This window comes from Streptomyces sp. NPDC050164, assembly GCF_044459945.1.
Taxonomy (GTDB): domain Bacteria; phylum Actinomycetota; class Actinomycetes; order Streptomycetales; family Streptomycetaceae; genus Streptomyces; species Streptomyces coeruleorubidus_A.
This window is the reverse complement of sequence record NZ_JBITJK010000006.1, coordinates 233,590-252,650: the sequence shown is the minus strand read 5'-3', so window position 1 is coordinate 252,650 and position 19,061 is coordinate 233,590. Positions and strand designations below refer to the sequence as shown.

Annotated in this window: 14 protein-coding genes and 1 riboswitch; of the genes, 13 read left to right on the top strand and 1 reads right to left on the bottom strand. The window is 73.4% G+C overall.

The window, feature by feature from the left end; genetic code table 11:
* Positions 1-118 precede the first annotated feature (118 nt).
* Complete coding sequence (locus tag ACIBNA_RS12860) at positions 119-1,369, top strand: anion permease (protein WP_399165238.1); 1,251 nt, start codon at positions 119-121, stop codon at positions 1,367-1,369.
* A gap of 32 nt (positions 1,370-1,401) precedes the next feature.
* Entirely contained in the window at positions 1,402-1,623 is a 222-nt protein-coding gene (locus ACIBNA_RS12855) for a hypothetical protein (protein WP_086606028.1), read from the top strand.
* A gap of 42 nt (positions 1,624-1,665) precedes the next feature.
* Here ACIBNA_RS12855 and ACIBNA_RS12850 read toward each other — a convergent pair whose 3' ends face one another.
* On the bottom strand, positions 1,666-2,844 hold the full coding sequence (locus ACIBNA_RS12850) for a hypothetical protein (protein WP_399165237.1): 1,179 nt from the start codon (positions 2,842-2,844) through the stop codon (positions 1,666-1,668).
* 524 nt (positions 2,845-3,368) lie between these two features.
* Positions 3,369-3,442, top strand: a riboswitch (cobalamin riboswitch).
* Positions 3,443-3,562: 120 nt separating this feature from the next.
* On the opposite strand from ACIBNA_RS12850, the gene ACIBNA_RS12845 reads away from it, so the two are divergent.
* The 11 genes from ACIBNA_RS12845 to cobC are packed head-to-tail and all read left to right on the top strand — an operon-like array spanning position 3,563 to position 19,007.
* On the top strand, positions 3,563-4,504 hold the full coding sequence (locus ACIBNA_RS12845) for a cobalamin biosynthesis protein (RefSeq protein WP_399165236.1): 942 nt from the start codon (positions 3,563-3,565) through the stop codon (positions 4,502-4,504).
* Positions 4,501-6,012 carry a cobyric acid synthase gene (locus ACIBNA_RS12840; RefSeq protein WP_399165235.1) on the top strand — a complete coding sequence of 504 codons (1,512 nt, stop codon included), beginning with the start codon at positions 4,501-4,503 and terminating at the stop codon, positions 6,010-6,012. The genes ACIBNA_RS12845 and ACIBNA_RS12840 overlap by 4 nt, the downstream gene beginning before the upstream one ends.
* Positions 6,009-9,665 (top strand): cobaltochelatase subunit CobN, encoded by a 3,657-nt coding sequence (cobN, locus tag ACIBNA_RS12835; RefSeq protein ID WP_399165234.1) that lies wholly within the window; start codon positions 6,009-6,011, stop codon positions 9,663-9,665. Before ACIBNA_RS12840 ends, cobN begins: the two co-directional genes overlap by 4 nt.
* Entirely contained in the window at positions 9,662-11,674 is a 2,013-nt protein-coding gene (locus tag ACIBNA_RS12830; protein WP_399165233.1) for a putative cobaltochelatase, read from the top strand. Before cobN ends, ACIBNA_RS12830 begins: the two co-directional genes overlap by 4 nt.
* Complete coding sequence (cobO, locus tag ACIBNA_RS12825) at positions 11,674-12,273, top strand: cob(I)yrinic acid a,c-diamide adenosyltransferase (RefSeq protein ID WP_399165232.1); 600 nt, start codon at positions 11,674-11,676, stop codon at positions 12,271-12,273. The genes ACIBNA_RS12830 and cobO overlap by 1 nt, the downstream gene beginning before the upstream one ends.
* Entirely contained in the window at positions 12,273-13,649 is a 1,377-nt protein-coding gene (locus tag ACIBNA_RS12820) for a cobyrinate a,c-diamide synthase (protein WP_399165231.1), read from the top strand. The genes cobO and ACIBNA_RS12820 overlap by 1 nt, the downstream gene beginning before the upstream one ends.
* The gene (gene cobI, locus ACIBNA_RS12815; RefSeq protein ID WP_399165230.1) at positions 13,646-14,395 is read left to right on the top strand and encodes a precorrin-2 C(20)-methyltransferase; all 750 of its coding nucleotides are present in this window, start codon (positions 13,646-13,648) and stop codon (positions 14,393-14,395) included. The genes ACIBNA_RS12820 and cobI overlap by 4 nt, the downstream gene beginning before the upstream one ends.
* A 55-nt stretch (positions 14,396-14,450) precedes the next feature.
* Complete coding sequence (gene cobM, locus ACIBNA_RS12810; protein ID WP_399165229.1) at positions 14,451-15,269, top strand: precorrin-4 C(11)-methyltransferase; 819 nt, start codon at positions 14,451-14,453, stop codon at positions 15,267-15,269.
* A 49-nt stretch (positions 15,270-15,318) separates the two neighbouring features.
* Positions 15,319-17,001, top strand: a complete 1,683-nt coding sequence (gene cobJ, locus ACIBNA_RS12805) for a precorrin-3B C(17)-methyltransferase (RefSeq protein ID WP_399165228.1) — start codon at positions 15,319-15,321, stop codon at positions 16,999-17,001.
* A 40-nt stretch (positions 17,002-17,041) separates the two neighbouring features.
* Complete coding sequence (locus ACIBNA_RS12800; RefSeq protein WP_399165227.1) at positions 17,042-17,962, top strand: sirohydrochlorin chelatase; 921 nt, start codon at positions 17,042-17,044, stop codon at positions 17,960-17,962.
* Positions 17,952-19,007 carry an Rv2231c family pyridoxal phosphate-dependent protein CobC gene (gene cobC, locus ACIBNA_RS12795; RefSeq protein WP_399165226.1) on the top strand — a complete coding sequence of 352 codons (1,056 nt, stop codon included), beginning with the start codon at positions 17,952-17,954 and terminating at the stop codon, positions 19,005-19,007. Before ACIBNA_RS12800 ends, cobC begins: the two co-directional genes overlap by 11 nt.
* Positions 19,008-19,061 lie beyond the last annotated feature (54 nt).

Sequence of the window (19,061 nt, the reverse complement as noted above, 5' to 3'; positions counted from 1 at the left end):
GCAGGCGGAACGGTAACCCTCGACCGTGGACACCCCTGCGCCCCTCCCAGTTCATCTTCCGTTCACTCAGGTTACCTACGTTCGTCCGGCCAACGACCTCGAACGATTGCCTGGGTAAATGGAAAGCTTCTCGCTGATCCTCGCGATTGTGGTGGTAACCGCACTCGCGTTCGATTTCACGAACGGTTTCCACGACACCGCGAACGCGATGGCCACGACCATTTCCACGGGCGCCATGAGACCCAAGGTCGCAGTGGCCATGTCCGCGGTCCTGAACCTGGTCGGCGCCTTCCTGTCCGTGGAAGTCGCCAACACGATCTCCAAAGGCCTCGTCGACGAGGCCGGCATCCGTCCCGAGGTCATCTTCGCCGCCCTGGTCGGCGCGATCCTCTGGAACCTGCTGACCTGGCTGGTCGGTCTGCCGTCCAGTTCCTCGCACGCCCTGATGGGCGGCCTGATCGGCGCCACGATCGCCTCGGCGGGCGTCGGCGCGGTGCACGGTGACGTCCTGGTCACCAAGGTGCTGATCCCGGCGATCGCCGCCCCGCTGGTCGCGGGCATCGCGGCGCTGCTCGCCACGCGGCTGACGTACTCCCTCGGCAAGAAGGCCGACGGCAAGGCCTCCGAGAAGGGCTACCGGGCCGGCCAGATCGCCTCCGCGGGCCTGGTCTCCCTGGCCCACGGCACCAACGACGCCCAGAAGACGATGGGTGTCATCACCCTCGCCCTGGTCGCCGGCGGCGCCGTCGCCCCGGACTCCGACCCGCCCATGTGGGTCATCCTCTCCGCGGGCATCGCGATCGCGCTCGGCACCTACCTGGGCGGCTGGCGCATCATCCGCACCATGGGCAAGGGCCTGACCGACCTCCGGCCGCAGCAGGGCTTCGCCGCCCAGACCAGCGCGGCGACGGTCATCCTGGCCTCCTCGCACCTCGGTTTCTCGCTCTCCACGACCCACTCGGTGTCCGGCTCCGTGATGGGCGCGGGCCTCGGCCGCAAGGGCGGCGTCGTCCGCTGGTCGACGGCGACGCGGATGTTCGTCGCGTGGGGACTGACGCTGCCGGCGGCGGCCCTGGTGGCCGCGCTCGCCGAGTACGTCACCGGCTTCGGCAGCTGGGGCACCGCGGTGGTGGCCGTCTTCCTCGTCGCCTCCAGCGCGGCGATCTGGAAGATCTCGCGGCGTGAGGTCGTCGACCACACCAACGTCAACGACACCGACGAGTCGGAGCCGGCCGGTGTGGTGACCACGGCGATGGCCGCGGTGACGCCGCCGCCGGCGAGTGGCACCGCCACGGACGGGCCGATCGCGACGATAGCGGCGCCGGCCTCGGCCGAACGCGAGCCCTCGACCACGACCACCCCGGTCTGATCGCCCACTCGGTTACAAGGAGAACCTCTGCCATGAAGATCGACTGGGCGGCCCTCGGCTCCGTCTTCGGCGTCAGCCTCGTGGTCACCGTGGCCCTCGTGGGCCTGTTCACCCTCGGCATCACCGGCCTGTCCCGCCGCGAGCGGGCGGTGGCCGCGGGCGGGTCCGCGGGGCTTGCCGTGACGGGCGCGTACGCGTGCTTCGCGGCGTGTGCGGCGGCTGTGGGCTACGGGATCTACTTGATCGTGGCCTGATCACCGAGCACAGCGCCGGTCACCGCCCTGCTCGCCACCGTCTCAGGACGGCGACGAGCAGGGCGGTTCACTGTGGTCGGGAAACGTCCGGCTGAGCTGTTCGTATCGGTCCCGGACCGTCTCGCAGAGCCTCTTCGCGAGTACGTCGGGATCGAGCGGGACGCGCACCAGCCCCAGCTCCGTGCCCGCCACGAGGTCCCCTCCCTCGTCGGCGACGCGCACGACGGCGTCCGTTCCCATGTCGTCGCCGTAGCCGTAGACCACGCTCCCGGGCTCGTCGCAGTGCTCCAGCTCTGAACCGGCGTGTGGCGGCCGTCGGCACAGAAGGCGAGTCCATAGGTGCCCCTGTCGGTGGGATCCACCCGTCCCACGGGCTCCCGCGCTCCACTCGTGCCGCTCTCGGTGTCCCACAGCTGCACGGTGCCCTCGGTCCGGAGAATGGCGACCCGCCGCGGGTCCTTCGGATCGGCGGCGGCGGCCAGGCAGTGTTCGGGCTCGTTGTGATCCGTCGTGGAGCAGGCGGATCGGCTGCCGCTGGGGGTGAGCTGTCTCGCGGATCTCCAGGCCGTTCCCCCACAAGGCGATTCTGCCGCCGCCCCGGTTGAAGGTCACGGCGCCGTACTCGCCCTCGAAGGGAACCGGGCGGGCCGTCGCCTCGCCGTGCGTCGTCAGGTACCCGCCCACCGTCGACTCGGGCGGCGCAGCGTTCCCCGGAGCGGTGAAGTCGGCTTCGTCGTCCGGCATCCCCACGACCGCCAGTCGTCCGCCGTTGATCGCCGCCGCCGGCTGTTCCGTCGCTCCGATCGAGAGGTACGGGTCCGCGGTGTAGGTCACCGGGGTCAGGGTGACGCGGATGAGGTCATGGCCGTACACGCCGTAGAAGTACGTGCCGTTCTCGCCCGTGACGGCGCTGAGCAGCGCGTCCCCGGAACCGGCGTCCGGCGGGAAGTCGGCGACATGGCGCTTTCCCGTTCTCAGGTCACGCCAGAGCCGGCGCTCACCGTTCTTACCCGTCCACGCGACGTAGCGCCCCGCCGGGTCGACGTAGGCGTACTCGGACTTCGGCCGGACCACCCGGTCCGTGCGAGCCGCGTCGAGACGGCCGTGACGGACGGGCTTCCACTCGCCCTTGCCCGTGGCGGCGACAAAGCCGTTCTCCTCGTCGGCGGGCAGTGCCGCGGCCAGCAGGCACTCATCGGGTGACAGGAGTGAGGCGGGCACCTGGACCGGCTGCTCGTGCTCCCCGTCGATCCGGTGGATCCACAGCCAGGAGGACCAGTGCCGTACTGGCAGTCGTCCTCGACGGCCCCTATGACCAGGTGGAGGAGTCGGTCCCCGCGGGCGGAGAAGTCGAGGCTCAACGTGGGGTCGCACCCGAACGAATCCTGACGATGCCGCGAAGGTGTGACTCGTCCGGCCCGTCCGGCTGCCCGGGGTGCGCGGACGGGCCCTCCTCGTCTCCGGGCGGCTCAGTCGTATGTGCCATCGGACACCTGTCTTCCACCCTGTTGACGGCTGGTCGGGAAGAAGATCCATTTCACCGGGGTGCACGACGTGATCACAACGGCCGCGCCCCCGGTTCACCGGACCGATGGACCCTGCGTGGAAAGGCAGCGCGACACGGCCCGTGATGGTAGGGGCGACCCGGCGGTGTGGGCTTCTCCACACTCTCCCCTCGCAGGTCAACGGCAAGTTGACGGCGGTACCCGGCCGTGGTGGACTGCCGGGGCCAGTACGGCGGCAGGAGAGGAAGCCGGTGGAAGTCCGGCGCGGTCCCGCCACTGTCACCGGGGTAGCAATCCCCGGGAGCCAGGAACTCTCACCGCCGGTCCAGTCGAACCAGGGCGCGGACACCCTGAGTGAGGACATATCGCCATGCGCGGCTGCCGATCTAGGTTCAGTACCCCACCCCTGCCTGCCCCTGTGGGCGGCTGAGCCCATGGGTGCCGGCCGCGTCTTCGCGTACGGCGCCGCCGCCGGTCTGATCGGTGACCTGCTGCTCGGCGATCCTCGCCGAGGGCATCCGGTCGCCGTGTTCGGGCGGGCCGCGGGGGCCGTGGAACGGGTGTTGTGGCGGGACCACCGGGGGTGGGGAGCGCTGCACGCCGTGGTGTGTGCGGGAGGGACCGTCGCGCTCGGGGCCGCCGCCGCGCGCGCCGTGCGGGACTCCGCCGTCGCGTCGGTCGTTCTGACCGGTGCTGCCACCTGGGCCGTTGTCGGGGGGACTTCGCTCGCGCGGGAGGCGCGGGCCGTCGGGCGTGCCCTGGAGGCGGGGGACGTCGCGGGGGCCCGGGAGCGGCTGCCGCATCTGTGCGGGCGGGATCCGCAGGCGCTCGACGCCAACGGGATCGCCCGGGCCGTGGTCGAGTCCGTCGCCGAGAACACCTCCGACGCGGTCGTGGGGGCGCTCGTGTGGGGGGCCGTCGGTGGTGTGCCGGGGCTCCTCGGGTTCCGGGCCGTCAACACCCTCGACGCCATGGTCGGGCACAAGTCGGCCCGGTACCGGCGGTACGGGTGGGCCTGCGCGCGGCTGGACGATCTCGCGGGCTGGCCCGGGGCCCGGCTGACCGCCGTGCTCGCGACCCTGGCAGGGGACGATCCGCGGGGAGCCGTGCGGGCCTGGCGTGCCGATGCCGCCAAGCATCCGAGCCCCAACGCCGGGCCCGTGGAGGCCTCGTTCGCGGGGGCGCTCGGCGTGCGGCTGGGCGGGACCCTGTCGTACGGCGGGCGCGTCGAGCACCGGCCCGTGCTCAACGGGGCGGGGCGCGGCGTCGGCACCCGGGACATCGAACGGGCCGTACGGCTGTCCAGGCGTGTCGGCTGGCTCGCGCTCGGCGTCTGTGTCGCCGCGCGCCGCATCGCGAAAGGGCGTACGTCATGACGGGCGGTGGGCTTCTCGTCGCCGGCACCACCTCCGACGCCGGCAAGAGCGTCGTGACCGCCGGGATCTGCCGGTGGCTGGTGCGGCAGGGCGTCAAGGTCGCGCCCTTCAAGGCGCAGAACATGTCCCTCAATTCCTTCGTGACGAAGGAAGGGGCCGAGATCGGGCGGGCGCAGGCCATGCAGGCGCAGGCCTGCCGCGTCGAGCCGACCGCGCTGATGAACCCCGTGCTGCTCAAGCCCGGCGGCGAGAGCAGCAGTCAGGTCGTGCTGCTGGGCAAGCCGGTCGGGGAGCTCAGCGCACGCGGGTACCACGGCGGACGGCAGCAGAAGCTGCTCGGGACCGTGCTGGACTGTCTGGAGCAGTTGCGGGGCACGTATGACGCGGTGATCTGTGAGGGGGCGGGCAGTCCCGCCGAGATCAATCTGCGGCGGACCGACATCGTCAACATGGGGATCGCCCGCAACGCCGGGCTCCCCGTGCTCGTCGTCGGGGACATCGACCGGGGCGGTGTCTTCGCCTCGTTCTTCGGGACCGTCGCGCTGCTGTCGCGCGAGGACCAGGAGTGCGTCGCCGGGTTCCTCGTCAACAAGTTCCGGGGGGACGTCTCCCTGCTGGAGCCGGGCCTCGACATGCTCCAAGGGCTCACCGGGCGGCGTACGTACGGCGTTCTGCCCTTCCGGCACGGGCTGGGGATCGACGAGGAGGACGGGTTGCGGGTCTCCCTGCGCGGCACCGTGCGGGAGTCGCTCGTCGCCCCGCCCGTCGGCGAGGACGTCCTGCGGGTCGCCGTGTGCGCGATCCCGCTCATGTCCAACTTCACCGACGTGGACGCGCTGGCCGCCGAACCCGGTGTCGTCGTGCGGTTCGTGGACCGGCCCGAGGAACTCGCCGACGCCGACCTCGTCATCGTGCCCGGGACCCGGGGGACCGTCCGTGCGATGGAATGGCTGCGGGAGCGCGGGCTGGCCGGCGCGCTCGTGCGCAGGGCCGCCGAGCAGCGGCCCGTCCTCGGGATCTGCGGCGGCTTCCAGATCCTCGGCGAGCACATCGAGGACGACGTGGAGAGCCGCCGGGGTCATGTCGAGGGGCTCGGGATCCTGCCCGTGCGGGTGCGGTTCGCCCGCGAGAAGACCCTCACCCGGCCGGAGGGCGAGGCCCTCGGGGAGTGTGTGGAGGGCTACGAGATCCACCACGGCGTCGCCGATGTCCAGGGCGGCACCCCGTTCCTGGACGGCTGCCGGGTCGGCCAGACCTGGGGCACGCACTGGCACGGCTCGCTGGAGTCGGACGGCTTCCGACGGGCCTTCCTGCGCGAGGTGGCGGCCGCCGCGGGGCGCCGCTTCGTGCCGGCGCCTGACACCTCGTTCGCCGCGCTGCGCGAGGAGCAGCTCGACCGGCTCGGCGACCTGATCGAACAGCACGCGGACACGGACGCGCTGTGGCGGCTCATCGAGTCCGGCGCGCCGCGAGGACTGCCCTTCATTCCACCGGGAGCGCCCGCATGAGCACTGTGTTGTTGTTGTCGACCGCCGACACGGACCTGCTGGCGGCCCGGGCCGCCACCGGTGCCTCGTACCGGATCGGCAACCCGACCCGCGTGGATGTCGGGGAGGAGCTTCCGGCGCTCCTCGAAGGCGCGGACATCGCCGTCGTACGGCTGCTCGGCGGCAAGCGGGCCTGGGAGGACGGGCTCGCCGCGCTGAAGGCGTCCGGCGTCCCGACCGTGCTGCTGGGCGGAGAGGCCGTTCCCGACGCCGAGTTGATGGCCGAGTCGTCGGTGCCGGCGGGTGTCGTGGCGGAGGCGCTGAAGTACCTCGTGGAGGGCGGGCCGGCCAACCTCACGGAGCTGGCGCGGTTCCTGTCCGACACCGTGCTGCTCACGGGCGAGGGCTTCGCCGCGCCGCAGCGGATGCCGGAGTACGGCGTCCGCGGCGAGCGCGCACAGGTCGAGGGCCGGCCGACGGTCGGCGTGCTCTTCTACCGGGCGCACGAGCTGAGCGGCAACACCGCCTTCGTGGACACCCTGTGCGACGCGATCGAGGCGCGGGGCGCCAACGCGCTTGCCGTGTACTGCGGTTCGCTGCGCGGGGCCGACGCGGGGCTGTACGAGATCCTCGGGCGGGCGGACGCCCTCGTCGCCACCGTCCTCGCCGCCGGCGGCACCCACGCCTCGCAGGCCTCGGCGGGGGGTGACGAGGAGTCCTGGGACATCGGCGCCCTCGCCGAGCTGAACATCCCCGTGCTGCAAGGTCTGTGCCTGACGTCCTCGCGGCGCGCCTGGGAGGCGTCCGACGCCGCCCTGTCCCCCATGGACGCCGCGATGCAGGTGGCGATCCCGGAGTTCGACGGGCGGCTGATCACCGTGCCGTTCTCGTTCAAGGAGCAGGGCGCGGACGACGTGCCCGTGTACGTCGCCGACCCGGAGCGGGCCGCGCGGGTCGCCGGGATCGCCGTACGGCACGCGCGGTTGAAGCACAAGGCGAACGCCGAGAAGAGGCTCGCGCTCGTCTTCACCGCGTACCCGACCAAGCACTCGCGGGTCGGCAACGCCGTCGGGCTGGACACCCCGGCCTCGGCGGTGCGGGTGCTGGACGCCCTCAAGGAGTCCGGGTACGGACTCACCGAGTACCCGGCGGGTGGTGACGAGTTGATCCACCGGCTCATCGCGGCCGGCGGGCACGACGTGGAGTGGCTGACGGACGAGCAGCTGGCCGCCGCGCCCGCGCGGGTGCCGCTGGCGGACTACCGGGCCTGGTTCGACAAGCTCGACCCCGAGCTGAGGGACGCCATGACCGAGGCGTGGGGCGAGCCACCGGGCAGCCTCTACGTCGACGGGGACGACATCGTGCTGGCGTCGCTGCAGTTCGGGAACGTCGTCGTGATGATCCAGCCGCCGCGCGGCTTCGGCGAGAACCCCATCGCGATCTACCACGACCCGGACATGCCGCCGTCCCACCACTACCTGGCGGCCTACCGCTGGCTGGAGAACAGTTTCGGCGCGGACGCGATCGTGCACATGGGCAAGCACGGCACGCTGGAGTGGCTGCCCGGCAAGGGCCTCGGGCTCAGCGCCGGCTGCGCCCCGGACGCCGTGCTCGGGGAGCTGCCCCTGATCTACCCGTTCATCGTCAACGACCCGGGCGAGGGCACCCAGGCCAAACGGCGCGGGCACGCCACGGTCGTCGACCACCTGGTGCCGCCGATGGCCCGCGCCGACACCTACGGCGACCTGGCCAAGCTGGAGCAGCTCCTCGACGAGTACGCGCTCGTCTCCGACCTGGACCCGGCGAAGGCCCCGGCCGTGCGCGCGCAGATCTGGACCCTCGTCAAGGCCGCCGAGCTGCATCACGACCTGCATGTCGACGAGCAGCCGGACGACGAGGCGTTCGACGAGTTCGTCATGCACATCGACGGCTATCTGTGCGAGATCAAGGACGTGCAGATCCGCGACGGCCTGCACATCCTGGGCGGCGGCCCGGTCGGTGAACCACGCGTCAATCTCGTGCTGGCGGTGCTGCGGGCCTCGCAGGTGTGGGGTGGTCAGGCCGACGCGCTGCCCGGGCTCAGGGCGGCGCTGGCGGAGCACTTCGGGCTGGTGGAGAAGGAGTTGCTGGCCGAGCCGGGCGCTGCGGTGAAGGTGCCGGCGGAGCTGACGGGCCTGGTGGCGGGGCCGGCCCGCACCGCCGCCGACGCGATCGATCTGCTGGAGCAGCTGTGCCGGCGGATCGCGGAGGGCATGGAGGAGCGGGGCTGGGCGGTCGCCGAGGTCCCGGCGCTGGTCCGGGAGGTGCTCGGCAGGGGCGTCGCCGACGCCGTGGCGGTGCTGGAGTTCGCCTGCACGGAGGTCGTGCCGCGGCTGGCCAGGACGAGCGACGAGATCGGGCACATCCTGCGGGCCCTGGACGGCGGTTACGTCCCGGCGGGACCCTCCGGCTCGCCGACCCGCGGCCTGGTCAACGTCCTGCCGACGGGACGCAACTTCTACTCCGTCGACCCCAAGGCGATTCCGTCCCGGCTGAGCTGGGAGGTCGGGCAGTCGCTCGCGGACTCGCTGGTGCAGCGGTATCTGACCGACACCGGCGCGTACCCGAAGTCCGTCGGCCTGACGGTGTGGGGCACCTCGGCCATGCGCACCCAGGGCGACGACATCGCCGAGATCCTGGCGCTGCTGGGCTGCCGGCCGGTGTGGGACGACGCCTCGCGCCGGGTGACCGGGTTCGAGGTGATCTCCCCGCAGGAGCTGGGCCGGCCGCGCATCGACGTGACGGTCCGGATCTCCGGCTTCTTCCGGGACGCGTTCCCTCATGTGGTCGGGCTGATCGACGACGCCGTCCGCACGGTCGCCGAGCTGGACGAGCCCGCCGAGCAGAACTACGTCCGCGCGCACGCCGACGAGGACACCGCCGAGCACGGCGACCGGCGCCGGGCGACCGCCCGGATCTTCGGCTCCAAGCCGGGGGCGTACGGGGCCGGTCTGCTGCCGCTGATCGACGCGCGCAACTGGCGCTCCGACGCGGACCTCGCCGAGGTGTACGCGGTGTGGGGCGGCTACGCCTATGGGCGGGGGCTGGATGGACGGGCCGCGCGCGGGGACATGGAGACGGCGTTCCGGCGGATCGCGGTCGCCGCGAAGAATGTCGACACGCGTGAGCACGACCTCGTCGACGCCGACGACTACTTCCAGTACCACGGCGGCATGGTCGCCATGGTCCGCCATCTGACGGGCGCGAGCCCCGAGGCGTACGTCGGCGACTCGGCCACCCCGGACCAGGTGAAGACCCGCACTCTGGGCGAGGAGACGCACCGGGTGTTCCGCGCCCGCGTGGTCAACCCGCGCTGGATGGCGGCCATGCGGCGGCACGGCTACAAGGGCGCCTTCGAGATGGCCGCGACCGTGGACTACCTGTTCGGGTACGACGCCACGGCCGGGGTCGTGGACGACTGGATGTACGAGAAACTCAGCGCCGAGTACGTCTTCGACCCGGAGAACCGGGAGTTCATGAAGACGTCCAACCCCTGGGCGCTGCGCGGCATCACCGAGCGGCTGCTGGAGGCCGCCGACCGCGGACTGTGGGCGGAGCCGGACGCGGAGACGCTGGAGCGGCTGCGTGCCACGTACCTGGAGCTCGAAGGCGACTTGGAAGGTGACGACAAGTGAGCACCCCGTTCCCGTTCACGGCCGTGGTGGGCCAGGACGACCTGCGGCTCGCGCTGCTGCTGAACGCCGTGTCGCCGGCGGTCGGCGGTGTGCTGGTGCGCGGTGAGAAGGGCACCGCCAAGTCGACGGCCGTGCGGGCGCTGTCCGCGCTGATGCCTCAGGTGGACGTCGTCCCCGAGTGCCGCTTCTCCTGCGACCCCTCCTCCCCCGACCCCGCCTGCCCGGACGGGCCGCACGCGCCGGGAACCGCCGGCCGGTCCCGTCCGGCCCGGATGGTCGAGCTGCCCGTCGGTGCCTCGGAGGACCGGCTGGTGGGCGCGCTGGACATCGAGCGGGCGCTGTCGGAGGGCGTGAAGGCCTTCGAGCCGGGGCTGCTCGCCGCCGCGCACCGCGGCATCCTCTACGTGGACGAGGTCAACCTCCTCCACGACCACCTGGTCGACCTGCTGCTGGACGCGGCCGCGATGGGCGCCTCGTACGTGGAACGCGAAGGCGTCTCCGTACGGCACGCGGCCCGGTTCCTGCTCGTCGGCACCATGAACCCCGAGGAGGGCGAGCTGCGGCCGCAGTTGCTCGACCGGTTCGGGCTGACCGTCGAGGTCGCGGCCTCGCGGGAGCCCGAGCAGCGGGTGGAGGTCGTCAGGCGGCGGCTCGCCTACGACGCCGATCCGGCCGGTTTCGCGGCCCGGTGGGCGGACGAGGAAGCCGCCGTACGGGCGCGGATCGTGGCGGCACGGGAGCTGCTGCCGTCCGTGCGGCTGGGCGACGGGGCGCTGCGGCAGATCGCGGCGACCTGCGCGGCCTTCGAGGTCGACGGCATGCGCGCCGACATCGTGATGGCGCGGACGGCGACGGCGCTGGCGGCCTGGGCGGGGCGTACGGACGTGCTCGCCGAGGACGTCCGGCAGGCCGCGCTGCTCGCGCTGCCGCACCGCCGGCGGCGCAACCCCTTCGACGCGCCGGGGCTGGACGAGGACAAGCTGGACGAGACGCTGGAGGAGTTCTCCGGGGACGACGAGCCGGATCCGGATCCGGACCCCGGCCAGGGGCCGGACGGACCCGGCGGGGGCGGCGGGCAGCCGGAGCCCGACGACGGGCCGCAGGGCGATGACGCCGGGGCCACGCCCGAGGCCGGGGAGAACGGGCAGCCGCAGCCGTCGGGCGCCGGTGAGCAGTCGGCCGTACGGGCTGCCGAGCCGTTTAGGACCAAGGTGCTGAGCGTGCCCGGGATCGGCGAGGGTGCCGCCGGGCGGCGTTCGCGGGCGCGCACCGAGCACGGGCGGACGACCGGGGCCCGGCGGCCCCGGGGCACGCTCACGAAGCTGCACCTGGCGGCGACCGTGCAGGCCGCGGCCCCGCACCAGCGGGCGCGCGGGCGGTCCGGGCCGGGGCTGGTGGTGCGCCGGGACGATCTGCGGCAGGCCACCCGCGAGGGGCGCGAGGGCAACCTCGTGCTGTTCGTCGTGGACGCCTCCGGGTCGATGGCGGCGCGGCAGCGGATGAGTGCCGTGAAGGGCGCCGTGCTGTCGCTGCTGCTGGACGCCTACCAGCGGCGGGACAAGGTGGGGCTGGTGACGTTCCGGGGTTCGGGCGCGGACGTCGCGCTGCCGCCGACCTCGTCCGTGGAGGCGGCGGCGGCCCGGCTGGAGTCGCTGCCGACCGGCGGACGTACGCCGCTGGCCGCCGGGCTGCTGCGCGCGCACGACGTGCTGCGGGTGGAGCGGCTGCGGGATCCGGCACGGCGGCCACTGGTCGTGCTGGTGACGGACGGGCGGGCCACCGGTGGCCCGGAGCCGGTGGCCCTGGCCGGGCGGGCGGCTCGGCTGTTCGCGGCCGAGGGCGTCGCGTCCGTCGTCGTGGACTGCGAGTCGGGGCCGGTGCGGCTGGGGCTCGCCGGACAGTTCGCCGGTGAGCTGGGCGGCACCGCCGTGACGCTGGACGAGCTGCGGGCCGACTCGATCGCCGGGCTGGTCAGGGATGTGCAGGGGACTTCGAGGAGGGCCGCGTAATGCCGCAGGGACAGCCGAGTGTGATTCCGGACGACGGTCTGACGACCCGGCAGCGCCGGAACCGGCCGCTCGTCGTCGTGCACACGGGCGTCGGCAAGGGCAAGTCGACGGCCGCCTTCGGGCTCGCGCTGCGGGCCTGGAACCAGGGCTGGCCGATCGGGGTGTTCCAGTTCGTCAAGTCGGCGAAGTGGAAGGTCGGCGAGGAGAACGCGCTGCGCGTGCTCGGTGCCTCCGGCGAGGGCGGGTCCGTCGCCTGGCACAAGATGGGCGAGGGCTGGTCCTGGGTGCAGCGCGATGCGCAGCTGGACAACGAGGAGAAGGCCCGGGAGGGCTGGGAGCAGGTCAAGCGGGACCTGGCGGCGCAGACGTACCGGCTGTACGTGCTGGACGAGTTCGCCTACCCGATGCACTGGGGGTGGGTCGACACCGACGAGGTCGTGGACGTCCTGCGCAGCCGGCCCGGTACCCAGCATGTGGTGATCACGGGGCGCAACGCTCCCGAGAAGCTCGTGGACTTCGCCGACCTCGTGACCGACATGTCCAAGGTGAAGCACCCGATGGACGCGGGGCAGAAGGGGCAGAGGGGCATCGAGTGGTGATGTCCTCGTCCGTGCCCCGGCTGGTCGTCGCCGCGCCCTCGTCGGGCAGTGGCAAGACCACCGTCGCCACGGGACTGATGGCCGCGTTCGCCGCGCGGGGGCTCGCCGTGTCCCCGCACAAGGTCGGGCCGGACTACATCGACCCCGGGTACCACGCGCTCGCGACGGGGCGGGTGGGGCGCAACCTCGACGCGTATCTGTGCGGGCCGGAGCTGGTCGGGCCGTTGTTCCTGCACGGGGCGCGCGGGTGTGACATCGCCGTCGTCGAGGGTGTGATGGGGCTGTACGACGGGGCCGCCGGGGAGGGGGAGCTGGCCTCCACGGCTCATGTCGCGAAGTTGCTGCGGGCGCCGGTGGTGCTGGTCGTCGACGCGTCGTCGCAGTCCCGGTCGGTGGCGGCGCTGGTGCACGGGTTCGTCTCCTGGGATCCGGAGGTGCGGGTCGGGGGCGTGATCCTGAACAAGGTCGCGTCGGAGCGGCACGAGGGGATGCTGCGGGAGGCTTTGGAGCAGACGGGTGTGCCGGTGCTCGGGGTGCTGCGGCGGGCTCCGCAGGTGGACACGCCGTCGCGGCATCTGGGGCTGGTGCCGGTCGCCGAGCGGCGGGCCGAGGCGGTGGAGGCTGTTGCGGCGATGGCCGCGCAGGTCTCCGGCGGTTGTGATCTGGACGCGTTGATGGGGTTGGCACGGGGTGCGGGGGCGTTGTCGGGTGCGGCTTGGGACGCGGCTGAGGTTGTTTCCCCGCCCACCCACCACCCGACGGACGAGAAGCCGAAGCCGAGGGTTGCCGTCGCCGGCGGTGAAGCGTTCACCTTCTCCTACGCCGAGCACACCGAGCTCCTCACCGCCGCCGGGGCCGAAGTCGTGCCCTTCGATCCGCTGCGGGACGAGGAACTGCCCGAAGGGACGCGGGGGTTGGTGATCGGGGGCGGGTTCCCCGAGGTGTACGCCGCCGAGCTGTCCGCCAATGAACCCCTGCGCAAGGCCGTTGCCGACCTGGCGGAGAGCGGCGCTCCGGTGGCCGCCGAGTGTGCCGGGCTGCTGTATCTGTGCCGGGAGCTGGACGGACAGCCGATGTGCGGGGTGCTGGACGCCGGGGCGCGGATGACCGGGCGGCTGACCCTGGGGTACCGGGACGCCGTGGCCGTCGGCGACAGTGTGCTCGCGGCGGCGGGGACGCGGATGCGGGGGCACGAGTTCCACCGGACCGTCGTGGAGCCCGGGGCGGGGGCCGAACCCGCCTGGGGCCTGCGGACCCCTCAGCGGCGCGTCGAGGGGTTCGTGCGGCACGGTGTGCACGCGAGCTATCTGCACACGCACTGGGCGGCGGAGCCCGGTGTCGCCCGTCGGTTCGTGGAGAGGTGCCGGACGTCATGAGCAGCAGGCTGATCGGGGTCGGGGTCGGACCCGGGGATCCGGAGCTGGTGACCGTCAAGGGCGTGAACGCCCTGCGGGAGGCCGATGTCGTGGTCGTGCCCGTCATGGCTGCATCGGATGGGAAAGACGGGGGCGAGCGCGGGCGTGCCGAGGCGACCGTGTTGCACTACGTGCCCGAGGAGAAGGTCGTCCGGGTCGTGTTCGCCCTCAACGAGCGCGCCGACCGTGCTCGGCGCGAGGCGGCCTGGGACGCGGCGGGCGAGCGGGTCGCCGAGTTGCTGCGCGGGCATGCGGCCGTGGCCTTCGCGACCATCGGTGATCCCAACGTCTACTCCACGTTCACGTATCTCGCGCAGACCATCGCCGAGCTGGTGCCGGGGACCGTCGTCGAGACCGTGCCCGGGATCACCGCCATGCAGGACCTCGCCGCGCGGTCGGGCGCCGTGCTGACCGAGGGGACCGAGCCGCTCACGCTGGTGCCCGTCACGGCGGGGGCGACGGTACTCAAGGAGGCCCTCGCGGGGCCCGGGACCGTCGTCGCCTACAAGTTCGGCCGGCAGGCGCACGAGGTCGCCGAGGCGCTGCGGGAGACCGGGCGGACCGGCGACGCGGTGTGGGGATCGGCGCTGGGGCTGACGGAGGAGTCGATCCGGCCGGCCGCCGACCTGGACGGCACTCCCCTGCCCTATCTGTCGACGCTCATCTCCCCCGCGCGGCGCGACGGCGGGCGCGGCGGAAAGCTCTGACGCGGACCTGCATCACCTGCTCACCGACAACCCCCTGTACGAGAGGACCAACTCCATGGCCGACGCCCCCACCGGCAAGGTGACCTTCGTCGGTGCCGGCCCCGGCGCCGCCGACCTGCTGACGTTCCGTGCCGCGCGCGCCATCGCCGAGGCCGACGTGGTGATCTGGGCGGCCAGCCTGGTCCAGGCGGAGGTCCTCCAGCACGCGCGCGAGGACGCGGAGGTCCTCGACTCGGCGGCCCTGTCCCTGGAGGACGTGGTGGCCGTGTACCGGCGGGCCCGGGAGGAGGGCCTGCGCGTCGCCCGGATCCACTCCGGTGACCCCGCCCTGTGGGGCGGCACCCAGGAGCAGCTCGACCGGTGTGCCGAGATGGGCCTCGCGACCGAGGTCGTGCCCGGGGTGTCCGCTTTCTCCGCCGTCGCCGCGCTCGCGCAGCGCGAGCTGACCGTCCCCGAGGTCGCGCAGTCCGTCGTCCTGACGCGGCTCGGTGGCGGCAAGACGCCCATGCCGCCCGGGGAGGAGGTCCGCGAGTTCGCCCGGCACGGCACCACCATGGCGATCTTCCTCTCCGCGGCCCGCAGCGGGCAGCTGGTGCGGGAGCTGCTGGAGGGCGGTTATCCGACGACGACCCCGGTCGTGGTCGCGTACCAGGCGACCTGGCCGGAGGAGCTGATCGTGAAGTGCACGATCGGCACGCTGGAGGAGACGGTCAAGGAACACAAGCTCTGGAAGCACACGCTGTTCCTGGTCGGCCCGGCGCTCGACGCGCACGGCACGCGCTCGCACCTGTACCACCCGGGTCACTTCCACGGCTACCGCAAGGCCGACCCCGAGGCCCGCAAGGCGCTGCGCGAACGGGGTGCCCGTACATGACCGTCCGGCCTCCTGCAGGTGTCGAGGAAATCGAAGAAGGAGTCGCCCAGTGATCGGGCTCATTTCCGCCACCGCGGCGGGAGCGGCCGCGCGGGACCGGCTGGCCGCCGCGTGGCCGGACCGCACGCGCGTGTACGAGGGTCCCGTCGGGGACGCCGTACGGGCCGCGTTCACGCAGTGCGAGCAGCTCGTGTGCTTCCTGGCGACGGGGGCGGTGGTGCGGCTGGTGGCGCCGCTGCTGTCCGGCAAGACGGCGGACCCGGGCGTGGTGTGCGTCGACGAGGGCGGTCGGTTCGCGGTGTCGCTGATGGGCGGGCACGCGGGCGGGGCCAACGAACTCGCCCGGGAGGTCGGGGAGTTGCTGGGCGCCGAGCCGGTCGTGACCACGGCGACGGACGCCGTGGACCTGCCCGGCCTCGACACCCTCGGCCTGCCCGTGGAGGGCGATGTCGCCGGGGTCTCCCGGGCGTTGCTGGACGGTGAGGCGGTGGCGCTGCGGGCCGAGGTGGCCTGGCCGCTGCCGCCGCTCCCGGTGGCCGCCGAGGGGTCGTACACGATCCGGCTGACCGACCGGCTCGTCGAGACGGCCGAGCGCGAGGTGGTACTGCGCCCGCCGTCGCTGGTCGTCGGGGCCGGGGCGTCGAAGGGTGCCCCCGTCGAGGAGGTGCTCGATCTGATCGAGGGTGTCCTCCGGGAGGCCGGGCTGTCCGCAGCGTCGGTCGCCGAGCTCGCCACCGTCGACGCCAAGGCCGGGGAGCCCGGCCTCGTCGAGGCCGCACGGCGGCTCGGTGTGCCCCTGGTGACGTACTCCGCCGGGGAGTTGGCCGCCGTGGACGTGCCCAATCCGTCCGACGCGCCGCTCGCCGCCGTCGGTACGCCCTCGGTCGCGGAGGCCGCGGCCCTGGTGCGCGGGGGCGAACTCCTCGTCCCCAAGCGGAAGTCGGCGGCGATCCCTGCCATGGCGACCTGTGCCGTCGTACGGCGGCCCGGGCGCGGGCGGCTCGCGGTGGTCGGGCTCGGGCCGGGTGCCCGGGACCTGCTGACGCCGCGCGCGAAGGCCGAACTCCGGCGCGCTTGCGTGCTCGTCGGACTCGACCAGTACGTCGACCAGATCCGCGATCTGCTGCGGCCCGGCACCCGGATCCTTCAGTCGGGCCTCGGAGCCGAGGAGGAGCGGGCGCGCACGGCCGTCGAGGAGGCCCGCAAGGGGCAGGCTGTCGCGCTGATCGGCAGCGGGGACGCGGGCGTGTACGCCATGGCCTCCCCCGCGCTGGCCGAGGCCTCCGACGACATCGACGTGGTCGGCGTGCCCGGCGTGACGGCGGCGCTCGCGGCCGGGGCGATCCTGGGCGCGCCGCTGGGCCACGACCACGTGTCGATCAGCCTGTCCGACCTGCACACGCCGTGGGAGGTCATCGAGCGGCGGGTGCGGGCGGCGGCCGAGGCCGACATCGTGGTGACGTTCTACAATCCGCGTTCGCGCGGCCGCGACTGGCAGCTGCCCAAGGCGCTGGACATCCTCGCCGGGCACCGGGCGCCGACGACGCCGGTCGGTGTCGTACGCAACGCCTCGCGGCCGGACGAGTCCGCCCGGCTCACCACCCTGGCCGCGCTCGACCCGGCGACGGTCGACATGATGACCGTCGTCACCGTGGGCAACACCGCGACCCGCGAGATCGCCGGGCGCATGGTGACGCCGCGCGGCTACCGCTGGCAGGAGGAGCCCGAGTGAACCGCGTCGTCCACCACCCCGCTTCCGCCGAGGAGACACTGTGACCACCCCGCCCGCCCTGCTCATCGCCGGCCACGGCACCCGTGACGACGCCGGAGCCGAGGCGTTCCGCGACTTCGTGCGGGAGCTGGGGGCCCGCCACCCGGAACTGCCCGTCGCGGGCGGCTTCATCGAACTGTCCCCGCCACCGCTGGGCGATGCCGTCACCGAGCTGGTGGAGCGGGGCGTACGGCGGTTCGCCGCCGTGCCGCTGATGCTGGTGTCCGCCGGGCACGCCAAGGGCGACATCCCGGCGGCGCTGGCCCGCGAGAAGGAGCGGCACCCCGGGATCTCGTACACGTACGGACGTCCGCTCGGCCCGCACCCGGCGCTGCTGAACGTGCTGGAGCGGCGGCTGGACGAGGCGCTCGGCGGGGCCGCGGGGCGCAGGCCGGGTGACCGGGCCGATGTGACGGTGCTGCTGGTGGGACGCGGGTCGACGGACCCGGACGCCAACGCCGAGGTGCACAAGGCGGCGCGGCTGCTGTGGGAGGGGCGCGGGTACGCGGGGGTCGAGACGGCGTTCGTGTCGCTGGCGGCGCCGGACGTGCCGAGCGGACTCGACCGGTGCGTGCGGCTGGGTGCCCGCCGGATCGTGGTGCTCCCCTATTTCCTGTTCACCGGCATCCTGCCGGACCGGGTGCGGCTTCAGACGGAGGGCTGGGCGGCGGCGCACCCGGAGGTCGAGGTGCGCTCGGCCGACGTCATCGGGCCGGAGCCGGAGCTGCTGGACCTGGTGTGGGAGCGGTACGCGGAGGCCGTCGAGGGGGACCTGCGGATGAACTGCGACTCGTGCGTGTACCGCGTCGCGCTGCCGGGCTTCGAGGACAAGGTGGGCATGCCGCAGCAGCCGCACTTCCACCCGGACGACGACGGCCACCACCACGGGCACCACCACGGGGCGCACTCCCATGCCCACTGAGAGCGGCCACGATCTGCGGCACCACGGGGACGCGGAGGTCCGGGACGACGGCGGCTCGCTCGTCGACCTCGCCGTGAACGTCCGCGCGGACACCCCGCCGGCGTGGCTGCGGGAGCACATCGCCGCGTCGCTGGGCGAACTGGCGGCCTACCCGGACGGGCGGGCCGCACGCGCGGCGGTGGCGGCGCGGCACGGCCTGCCGGTGGAGCGGGTGCTGCTGACGGCGGGGGCGGCGGAGGCGTTCGTGCTGCTGGCGCGGGCGCTGAAGGTGCGGCGGCCGGTCGTGGTCCACCCGCAGTTCACGGAGCCGGAGGCCGCGCTGCGCGACGCGGGGCACACGGTCGACCGGGTGCTGCTGCGGGAGGAGGACGGCTTCCGGCTGGATCCGGCGGCCGTCCCCGAAGCCGCTGACCTGGTGGTCATCGGCAACCCGACGAACCCGACGTCGGTGCTGCACCCGGCGGAGGTGATCGCCTCTCTCGCCCGGCCCGGGCGGCTGCTGGTGGTGGACGAGGCGTTCATGGACGCGGTGCCGGGCGAGCGGGAGACCCTGGCGGACCGCGTCGACGTACCCGGCCTCGTGGTGCTGCGCAGCCTGACCAAGACGTGGGGGCTGGCCGGGCTGCGGATCGGGTACGTGCTGGCGGCGCCGGAGACCGTCGGGGAGCTGGCACGGGCGCAGCCGCTGTGGCCGGTGTCGACGCCGGCGCTGGCCGCGGCGCAGGCGTGCGTGGGGCCACGAGCGGTGGCGGAGGCGGCCCACGCGGCGCACCGCATCGCCGCGGACCGGGCCCACCTGCTGACGGGCCTCGCCCGCTTCGCCCCGGCCGGGCTGCGGGTGATCGAGCCCGCGCAGGGCCCGTTCGTCCTGATCCGCCTGCCGCACGCGGCCGCCGTGCGCAGCCGCCTGCGCGACCTCGGCTACGCCGTGCGGCGCGGGGACACCTTCCCCGGCCTGGACGAGGAGTGGCTGCGGCTGGCGGTGCGGGACCGGGGGACGGTGGACGGGTTCCTGCGGGCGCTGGAGCGTGCGGTGGCGGGCTGACGGCTCACCGCCGGGCCGTGCCCACCGGCACCGTCCCGGTCGGTGTGCCGTCCT